Annotated in this window: 7 protein-coding genes and 2 pseudogenes; 8 read left to right on the plus strand and 1 reads right to left on the minus strand. The window is 74.9% G+C overall.

Translation table 11 applies throughout. The annotated features are described in order from the left end of the window. Positions 1–1870, minus strand: a pseudogene (locus tag ACFXPK_RS05860) (hypothetical protein); the annotation flags it as partial. Here ACFXPK_RS05860 and ACFXPK_RS05865 point away from each other — a divergent pair. The 8 genes and pseudogenes from ACFXPK_RS05865 to ACFXPK_RS05900 form a co-directional block, all read left to right on the plus strand. Then, a complete protein-coding gene (locus ACFXPK_RS05865; RefSeq protein ID WP_385072077.1) occupies positions 1869–3146 on the plus strand; it encodes a hypothetical protein in 1278 nt (425 codons plus the stop codon). The pseudogene ACFXPK_RS05860 and the gene ACFXPK_RS05865 sit on opposite strands and share 2 nt — an antisense overlap. 59 nt (positions 3147–3205) lie before the next feature. Further along, complete coding sequence (locus tag ACFXPK_RS05870) at positions 3206–3646, plus strand: phage tail protein (RefSeq protein WP_384997744.1); 441 nt, start codon at positions 3206–3208, stop codon at positions 3644–3646. A 3-nt stretch (positions 3647–3649) separates the two neighbouring features. Continuing rightward, positions 3650–4372, plus strand: a complete 723-nt coding sequence (locus tag ACFXPK_RS05875) for a LysM peptidoglycan-binding domain-containing protein (protein ID WP_384997746.1) — start codon at positions 3650–3652, stop codon at positions 4370–4372. Beyond that, on the plus strand, positions 4372–6237 hold the full coding sequence (locus ACFXPK_RS05880; protein ID WP_385072081.1) for a VgrG-related protein: 1866 nt from the start codon (positions 4372–4374) through the stop codon (positions 6235–6237). The genes ACFXPK_RS05875 and ACFXPK_RS05880 overlap by 1 nt, the downstream gene beginning before the upstream one ends. After that, positions 6237–6680 carry a GPW/gp25 family protein gene (locus ACFXPK_RS05885; protein ID WP_384997750.1) on the plus strand — a complete coding sequence of 148 codons (444 nt, stop codon included), beginning with the start codon at positions 6237–6239 and terminating at the stop codon, positions 6678–6680. Before ACFXPK_RS05880 ends, ACFXPK_RS05885 begins: the two co-directional genes overlap by 1 nt. After that, positions 6680–8638: a putative baseplate assembly protein gene (locus ACFXPK_RS05890; protein WP_385072084.1), complete on the plus strand. Its 1959-nt coding sequence runs from the start codon at positions 6680–6682 to the stop codon at positions 8636–8638. The genes ACFXPK_RS05885 and ACFXPK_RS05890 overlap by 1 nt, the downstream gene beginning before the upstream one ends. Before the next feature lie 71 nt (positions 8639–8709). Next, on the plus strand, positions 8710–9258 hold the full coding sequence (locus ACFXPK_RS05895; RefSeq protein ID WP_385072292.1) for a phage tail protein: 549 nt from the start codon (positions 8710–8712) through the stop codon (positions 9256–9258). Further along, positions 9255–9597: pseudogene (locus ACFXPK_RS05900) on the plus strand (hypothetical protein); the annotation flags it as partial. The gene ACFXPK_RS05895 and the pseudogene ACFXPK_RS05900, both read left to right, overlap by 4 nt.

A 9597-nucleotide genomic window follows, 5' to 3' on the forward strand; every position in this document is an offset into this window, starting at 1 on the left:
CCGCGCCGTCGCACGCCTCCCGGACGAGCCCGGCCGCCGTCCCCGTGACGGCTCCTCCGGCCGCGCCCGCCTCCCCGGCGCTCCCGGTCGCGGGGCCGCCGCACGCGCCCGCGCCTTCCTCGCCGTCCCCCGCTCCCGCCGCCCCGGTGCAGCGCGCCGTCGCGCCCGGTGCGAAGCGGCCCGGCGGCGGGCCCGAGGGCGACTCGGGCAGCGGTACGGGCGGTGGTTCGGCCCCGGTCGTCCCGCAGGGCCCCGGGCCCCGGCCGACAGGTCCGCGAGGTGCCACGGGCCCGGCCACGCCGCCGGCCGCCCCGAAGCCCACAGCCGCACCGACGCCTCCGGCCCCCGCGACGCCTCCGGCGCCCCCGGCCCCCGCCGGTGGCGGCCCCGCCGCACGGTCCACGCCGTCGGCGGAGCCCGCACTTCCGGTCGCTCCGGCGCCCGTGCAGCGCAGCGTCGCGCCCCGTGGCCCCGGCAGCCGTCCGACCGCGCTGGGCGCGCCCAGCGCGGGCCCGGCCGTCCCCCCGGCGTCGTCCCCGGCGCCCCCGGCCTCCTCTTCTTCTTCCTCTCCTTCCTCCTCCTCTTCCTCTTCCTCGGGCCCGGGTTCGGCACCGACGCCGCCGCGCCGCTCCCTGCTGGGCGCCCCCGTCTCCGGTACGCCCGGTGCGGGACGGCCGCCGATCGTGCAGCGCGCTCCGCGGAAGCCGTCCGGCGGTCCCGCGACCCCGCCGCCCGCCCGGCCGTCCGCGCAGCGGCTCACCGCTCCCGGCGCGTCCGGTTCCTCCGGCACCGGACCGGCCCCGGCCTCCGGTACGGGTACGGGTGCCGGTACGCCGGGCCCCGTGGCCCCGGTCCGTCCCGCCGCGGGCGGACCGGCTCCCGCCGCGCCCGGCCCGCGCACCTCCGGCGGAACCCCGCGCCCCGCGGCCGGCGGCACCCCGCCGGTGCAGCGGCTCGCGGCCCCCGACGCGTCCACCGGCGGACCGGGCCCCGTGCCGCCGGTCGCCGGTTCCGGTGGTGGCGCCGCGCCCGTGCAACGCTCCGTCGCGCCCGGCGCCCCCACGGGGGGACAGGGCGCGGGGCCGTCGTCCGTACGGCGCCCCGCCGCCCCGTCCACCGGTGACGCGGGCGCGCCGCGCACGAGCCCGGCACCGGCAGGACCGGCACCGGTGGCCCGCCCCGGTCTGGCCGCGCCCATCGGTCCCTCGGTTCCGGCGGCCCCCGTCCAGCGCGCCTCCGGTCCGGCCGGCCCGTCCGGCGGGCCGACGGGCGCCCCGTCGGTGCAGCGGAGCGCCGCGCACACCCCTGCCCGGTCCTCCGGTCCGGCTCCGGCCTCCGTTCCCCGTTCCGGTCCGGCCGGTCCCACGGGTCCGTCGCGTCCGGCGGGTCCCGCGACGGGGCCCGCGGTTCCCGTGGCCGTGCCCGTCCCGCCGCCCGCTCCCGCGAGCGGTGCGCCCGCGCCGTCCACGCTGCCGGTGGCGCCGCCTCCCGCCACGCCGGCCGGTCCGTCCGCACCGTCCGGGGCTTCCACTCCGTCCGCGCCCACCGTGCAGCGGGCGCCGTCGCAGGGCGCGCCCGCCGTCACCACCGCGTCGGCGCAGCCCCCGTCGGTCCTCCGGCCGGGCCCCGCGCCCGCCGCTCCGCTGGTGGGCTCCGCGCCGCCGGTGATGACGGCGCGTTCCTCCGCCGCGGCCCCCGTCTCCCGTACCGCGCCCGCGGCCCCGCGTCCGGCCGGGACGCCGCTGCGCAGGCTGCCCGCGGCCTCCGCCTCGGGTTCCGGTTCCGCCTCCGCCTCCGGTTCTTCGCCGGTCTCCTCCCCGGCGCCCGCGCCCGCCTCCGGTCGCTCCGCCGCTCCGGTCCAGCGGGCCATGGCCCCCGCGACGGGTTCCGGCGGCCACGCGGCTCCCGTACAGCGCGCGGCGGTACAGCGTGCCGCCGCGCCCGGCGGCGCGCCTGCGGCACCGGCCCCGGTCCAGGCCCCCGCCTCGGGTCCCGGCGCCGCCGCCCGGCCGCTGCTGGCCGCGCAGCCCCGCTCCGGGCCGCTGACCTCCTCGGCTCCGGTGGCCCCCGCCTCGCCGGTCTCCCCGGCACCGGCCGTGCCCGCCGCCCCGACCGCCGTTCCGCTGCGCCGTACCGCACCGTCGGGCGCCTCCGGCGCCTCCGGTCCGTCAGGCCCGGCCGGCCCGGCGGCCGGTGGCACCGTCCAGCGCGCCCCCATGAAGTCGGCCACCGTCCAGCCCGCCGGGCAGCCGGTCGTACAGCGCGCCGCCGCCCCGCGCCCCGCGCACCCCGGGGGGCACACCCCCGTCCAGCGCTCCGCGCACCACCCGGCCACCGGAACCGGCGGCACCCCGCACGCCCCGGCCCCCGTACGCCCCTCTCCCGCGCCCCAGGCGTCCGCCGCCGCGCCGGACGGACCGCCCGTACAACTGAGCACGGACGGAATGAAGTTCACGGGCGTGGCCCCGGCCTTCCCCGTCGTGCAGCGCGCCGTCCCGGGACCGGCTCCGGCGTCCGCGCCGGCGCCCGCCGCCCCCGGCGGATTCGTCCGTACGCCGGTGATGAGCGCCCCCGGCGCCCCGGCCCCCGGCGCGCCCGCCACCGGCGGCGCCCCCTTCTCGGGTGGCGCCCCTCTCTCGGGTGGCGCCCCTCTCTCGGGTGGCGCCCCTCTCTCGGGCGGCGCCCCGTCCGAGCCCCACCGCGTCGTGTCCCTCGCCCCCGCCGCGCCCCGGCCGCCGGTGGACCTCCCGGTGCAGCGGGCCGCCGCGACCCCGTCCGTGGCGACCCCGCCCGTCCCGCAGTCCGTTCTGCGGCCGACCCCGGTCGCCGCGCCGTCCGCGCCGCGCCGCGCCACCTCCGTCGCCGTACAGCGGGACGTCGGGGGACGCGGCGGCGGGTCCCGTGGGCAGGGCGGCGGGTTCGCCGGCCGGGGGACGACGCGGCACAGCGTGTCCTCGGAGGCGGAGTCCTCGAAGAGCGCGCTTCCGCCGCCCTCCGTGACCAGCCAGTTCAAGCCCCGTGAGCTGAAGGAGGACCAGATGGCCGAGCTGGTCCACCGTCTGATCGGGCCGCTGACCCGGCTGCTCCGTACCGAACTGCGGCAGGACCGTGAGCGGGTCGGGAAGCTGCGCGACCCACGCCACTGACGTCCTGACCCACCCCCACCGACCCGCTCCCGCACGCGTACCGCAGGAAGGCCCACTGGATGTCCCAGGAGCTCGATCCCGGCACCACCATCTTCTTCCACCTCTCGATCGACGGTGAGAGCCTGGGCACGTTCAACGGCTGCGACGGCCTCTCCTCCCAGGTCGAGATCGAGCAGCGGCAGGAGGGCGGCAACAACGGCTTCGTCTGGCAGTTGCCGACCCGTATCAGCTACTCCAACATCACGCTGACGCGCCCGCTGCGCCCGGAGACGTCGAAGGTCGCGGCCTGGATCTCCTCCGTCACCACCGGCGTGACCCGGCCCACCGCGCAGATCGTCGCCCTGCGCGCCAACGGGTCGATCGTCGCCCAGTGGGGGCTCCTCGACGTCCTCCCGGTGAGCTGGCGCGGGCCGTCCTTCGACCCGAACAGCCCCGCCGTGGCGACCGAGGTGCTGGAGATCGCGCATCACGGCTTCACCGAAGCCGGGGGAGAGGGTTAACCGATGGACCTCAGCAGCTTCGGTATCGGTGACAGCCTGGTACGGGCGACGCTCGCCATCCATCAGCCGCCGATCGGCAGCAGCACCAAGCCCGGTGCGCTGATGAAGACGTTCGACTTCGACTTCAACCCGTCGCAGCTCTCGCTGACCCGGCGGGCGAACTGGAAGACCACGCCCACGGCCGCCGTACGCGACGGCGCGGTCCCGGAGTTCATGGGGCCCGAGCCCCGCGAGATGACGGTGGAGATCTTCCTCGACCGCTCGGACGACCCGGACAGCAACGACGTGCGCAAGAAGGTCGAATCGCTCTTCTCCTGCTGCGAGACGACCACCGCCAGCATCGCGGCGAAGCAGCCCTCCACACCCTGGGTGATCTTCGAGTGGGGCGCCTTCTCCACCGCCCGTTTCAACGCGTACGTGAGTTCGGTGGAAGCCTCGTACACTCTCTTCAACACCACGGGGATGCCGATCCGCGCCACCTGTCAGGTGAGCCTGCACGAGATCCCGAGCGACACCCTCGGCCAGAACCCCACCTCGGGCGCGCTCACCTCCCGGCGGGTGCACCGGTCGGTGGCGGGGGACACGCTCCAGTCCCTCGCCTGGCGGGAGTACGGCGACGCCACCGCGTGGCGCACGATCGCCGAGGCCAACGGCATCGACGATCCGTCGGTGCTGGTGCCCGGCACCGAACTGATGCTTCCGGCGGGCGAGGAGGAGGAAGCCTGATGCCCGAGATCGGTTTCTCCTCGATCCTCTACGTGAAGATCGCGGGCAGGAAGCTCAGGGCTCCCGAGGACAAGCAACTGGTCGGCGGCTGGGTCGACTTCGGCGCCGGGGTGCCGGGCGCCTTCCAGCTCACCTTCCGCGACCAGAAGAGGAAGCTCCTCGGCGACCTGAACGCCAAGATCGGCGAACGGGTGGTCATCGCACCCGTCACGGACGGCGACGGCGCGCAGAACCCGCTGATCACCGCTGAGATCACCGCCCTGGAGACGGACTACGACGCCTCCGGCACGTTCACGGTCATCCGTGGCTACGACAAGGGCCACCGCATGTTCCGGCACCGGCGGGTGAAGGCGTACTTCAACAAGTCCGCCAGCGACATCGCGAAGGAACTGGCCCGCAAGAGCAATGTCCCGCTCGGCAAGGTCGAGTCCTCCGGCGCCAAGTACGAGTTCATCAGCCAGCCCAACGTCACGGACTGGGAGTTCGTCCAGCGGCTCGCGGACGAGGCCGAGATGGTGATGTACATCGACTCGGACGGCAAGCTCCAGTTCGTCAAGAGGAAGCCGGCCGCCTCCGCCCCCGCGGTGAGCACCCCCAGCGACAAGAGCCCGTTCGTCCTGGCGGGCGGGGTGGAGATCCTGCGCTGCCGGTCGGCCGTCACCTCGGCCGACCAGGTCGCCGAGGTCGAGGTCCGCGGCTGGGACGTCAAGGGCAAGAGGGCGGAGGTGAGCACGGCTCCTGCCCTGAAGAACGACGGCTTCCAGATCGGTACGACCCCGGCCGAGGTCACGTCACGCTTCGGCGCGGCCCGGCGCGTCGCGACGGACCAGCCCTACGACAGCAAGGCGGAGACCGACAAGGCGGCCAAGTCGCTCTCCGACGACGTCACCTCCTCCTTCGCCGAGGTGGACGTCATGGCGCGCGGCAACCCCGAGCTGCGTCCCGGGATCCCGGTCACCCTCGCGGACGTGGGCGAGCCCTTCGAGGGCAAGTACACGGTCACCGGAGCCCGCCACACCTTCGGCGACCAGGAGCACTACCTGACGCACCTGACCGTCACCGGGCGCCAGTGGCGCTCGCTGTACGGGCTCACCTCCGGCGGGGGAGCGGGCGGCGGGAACACGTCCCTGATACCGAGCGTCGCCAACGCCCTGGTCACCAACATCAAGGACCCGCTCAAGCAGGGGCGCGTCAAGCTGAAGTTCCCGTGGCTGGACGACACGTACACCACCGACTGGGTCCGCACGGTCCAGTTCGGCGGGGTGAAGGGCGGTGGAATCATCGGCCCGGACGTCAACGACGAGGTCCTGGTCGCGTTCGACCGCGGCGCCCTCGACCACCCCTTCGTGATCGGCGGCCTCTACAACGGCGAGGACAAGCCCGGCCCCGTCGCGGAGCCGGTGTACGACGCGACGCGCGGCAAGGTCACCCGGCGCACCCTGGCCGACCGCAGCAACAACCGGCTCGACCTGCTCGACCAGAGCACGGGCAAGAAGCGCGGGGTGCGGCTCGCCACCGGCAACGACAGGCTCACCATCAACCTGGACCGCACGAAGACCGAGATCGTCGTGGACAGTTCGGGAAAGGTGACCATCAAGGGATCCACGTCGGTGTCCGTCAAGGCGGGCACCAATCTGTCCCTGACGGCGGGCGGGACCATGTCGATCAAGAGCGGCGGGCTGATGAGCATCATGTCCGGCGGCCCGCTCAACATCAGGGGCACCGCGCTGTCCCTCCTCGGCACGGCCGCGGTGACCGTGAACTCCCCGATGGCCGTCACGATCGGCTCCGCCATCAGCATCGGTCTGAACGCGCCCCTGGTCACCTCCAAGATGAAGCCGATCCTGACCGTAGGAGGTGTCTGATGGCCGAACAGTTCGTCGGCTCCGGCTGGGCCTTCCCGATGCGCATCAGCCCCACCGGTGGCATCGCCATGGTCAGCGGGGAGCGCGAGGTCGAGGAGGCCATCCGGCTCGTCCTCGCCACCGCGCCGGGCGAGCGCCCGATGCGGCCCGAGTTCGGCTGCGCCATCCACGACATGGTCTTCGCCCCGGTCAACGAGGCCACCGCCGGCCGGATCCAGCACGAGGTGTACTCCAGCCTCGACCGCTGGGAACCGCGCATCGACGTGGAGGACGTGACGGTGACCGCCGGGGACGACGACGGCGTGCTCTTCATCGACGTGCGCTACGCGATCCGCGGCACCAACAACCCGCGCAGCCTGGTCTTCCCGTTCTATGTCATCCCCTCCCACGACGGACCCGAGGGGTCCGGCCCGTCCGACGCACACATTGGAAACGACCGCTGATGGCCCTCCCCTCACCCAACCTCGACGACCGCCGCTTCCAGCAGTTCGTGGACGACGCCAAGCGGTACATCCAGCAGCGCGCCCCCGAGTGGACCGACCACAACGTCTCGGACCCGGGTGTGACCCTCGTCGAGACGGTCGCGCACATGGCCGACCAGATCGTGTACCGGCTGAACCGGGTCCCCGAGAAGAACCACCTCGCGTTCCTCGACCTCATCGGGATCACCCTCTTCCCGCCGTCCGCGGCACGCGCCGACGTCACGTTCTGGCTGTCGGCGCCGCAGCCGCAGCCGCTGATCGTGACGACGGGCACCGAGGTCGCCTCGTCCCGCGCCCACGACGACGACTCGGTCGTCTTCGCCACGGAGCGCGAACTGACCGTGGTCCCCTGTGAGCTGTCGTACCTCGTGACCCAGCGCGAGGGCGACCAGCCGGTCGAACGCACCTCGGACCTCGCCGAGTCCAACGACGTGCACTGCTTCGGGGAGTCCCCGCGCCCCGGCGACCGCGTGCTGTTCGGGCTCAGCGCCGCCGTACCGGAGTGCGCGGTCGTCATCGAACTCGACAGCCAGGTGGACGGTGTCGGTGTCGACCCCCGCCAGCCCCCGCTGGTCTGGGAGGCGTGGACGGCGGACGGCTGGGTGGCCTGCGAGATCGAGCGGGACACCACCGGTGGCCTCAACCGCCCCGGCGAGGTCGTCCTGCACGTCCCCGGCGGTCACGCCCTCTCCCGTACGGCGCGACGCGAGGCCGGGTGGCTGCGCTGCCGGGTCACGGAGCCGCTCCAGGACCAGCCGTTCTACACCAACTCGCCCACCATCCGCTCCTCCGAGGCGTTCACCATCGGCGGCACCACGGGCGTCGTGCACGCCGAGACGGTGCGCGACGAGGCGCTGGGCGAGGGCACCGGACTGCCGGGGCTCCGGCTGCGGCTGGCCCGTACGCCCGTCGTCGGCGACGTCCCCCCGCTGCTGCTCCAGATCGCCGAGCGCGACGGCTGGATCGACTGGGAGAGCGTCGGCCACTTCGCCGCCTCCGGCCCCGACGACCGGCACTTCACGCTCGACGCGACGACCGGCGAGATCGCCTTCGGCCCGTCCGTACGCGAGGCGGACGGCACCCTGCGCCAGTACGGCGCCGTCCCGCCCAAGGGCGCCCCGATCCGGGCGATGCGCTACCGCACGGGCGGCGGCAAGGCGGGCAATGTGGCGCGCGGCGCGATCCGGCTGCTGCGCGACTCCGTGCCGTACGTCTCCGACGTGATCAACCGGGAGGCCGCGCGGGGCGGGGTCGACGGCGAGAGCGTCGCGGAGGCGAAGCGCCGGGCGCCCATCGCGCTCAGCGCCCAGGACCGCGCCGTCACGCTGCGGGACTACGAGGAACTGGCCAGGCGCGCCGCGCCCGAGACGGCCCGTATCACCTGCCTGGAGGCGGAGCCCGACGAGCACGGGGCGCACGCCGTACGGGTCCTGGTGGTGCCTCAGGCCGTCTCGGACCTGGGCGGCCGGCTGCGGTTCGAGCAACTCGTGCCGAGCGACGACCTGCTGGCGCGGATCACCCGCTACCTGGACGAGCGGCGCCTGATCGGCACCCGCCTCGCGGTCGGCCCGCCGTTCTACCAGGGGGTGACCGTCGTCGCCACGGTGCACGCCTTCCGGGGCACCGACACCGACCGGGTGCGCCGGCAGGCGCACGACGCGCTCTACCGCCACCTCGATCCGCTGACGGGCGGCGCGCACGGCACGGGCTGGCCGTTCGGACGTCCGGTGCAGTCGGGCGAGATCTTCGCGGTGCTGCAACGGGTGCCGGGCGTCGAGCTGGTGGACGAGGTGCTGCTGCACCCGGCGGACCCGCTGAGCGGCAAGCGCGGCGACCCGACCGAGCGCATCGACCTCCAGGCGCCCGCGCTGGTCTTCTCGTTCGACCACCGTGTCCGGGTGATCGGCGACGCGTCGTGACCGGCGACGGCGTCGCGACGACGAGCGAGCGCGGCTCGATCGACGGTCTGGCCTCGTCGTCCCCGCTGGGGATGAGGCTCCCCGCCGTCTTCGCGGACGACGACCTGGCGCAGCGCTTCGTGGGGGGCCTGGACGAGGTGCTGGCCCCCTTCCACAACGTCCTGGACTGTCTCGACACCTACTTCGTCCCGTCCCTGGCCCCGGCCGACTTCGCCCGGTGGCTGGGGAGTTGGGTGGGAGCGGAGACCGGGAGCTACGATGCCGCCCTGGCGTCGGGCGACCTCCCCGATCCGGAGACGACGGCGGCACTGCGTGCGGCCGTCGCCGCGGCCGTACGCTTGCACCGTATCCGCGGCACGCGGCGCGGGCTGGCGGAGGCGATCCGACTGGTCTTCGGCGTGGAGCCGGAGATCAGCGAGAGCGGCGCGGCCACCTGGGAAGCACGCCCGCTGGGAGCGGTCCCGGGGGAGCACAGACCCGCACTGAACGTCACCGTACGGCTGCCCAACCCGGGCCCGGCCGACGCGCACCGGCTGGAACGCCTGGTCGCGGCGGCCCGCCCCGCCCATATGCCTTACACGGTCCAGGTGACCGTCGCCGAAAGGACGTCCGACAGGTGACCAGCAAGACTTCTTCCTCGCCATCACCTTCGCCGGCGCCCGGCCCCGAGGAACCGGGGAAGTCCGGGCTCAGGGCCGGCAACTGCGCCGAGTGCGGTACGCGGCCCGACCCGGGCGAGTCGTTCTGCGACGGCTGCGGGGCGGTCCTCAACTGGACGCCGCAGGCGGCGTCGGGACGGTCGACGGGCACCGCGTCGACGGGCACCGCCGCCTCCGGGGCGTCCGCCTCTTCCGGGTCGTCAGGGTCGTCCGGGGCGTGGGCGGGGGAGCGGATGGGCGCGGCGCGCGGCCGCCGCCCCCCCCGCGCCCGCGCGGCGGGGCGCCGGCACCCCCGCGAGC

Source organism: Streptomyces sp. NPDC059142 (assembly GCF_042755665.1).
Classification (GTDB): Bacteria; Actinomycetota; Actinomycetes; order Streptomycetales; family Streptomycetaceae; genus Streptomyces.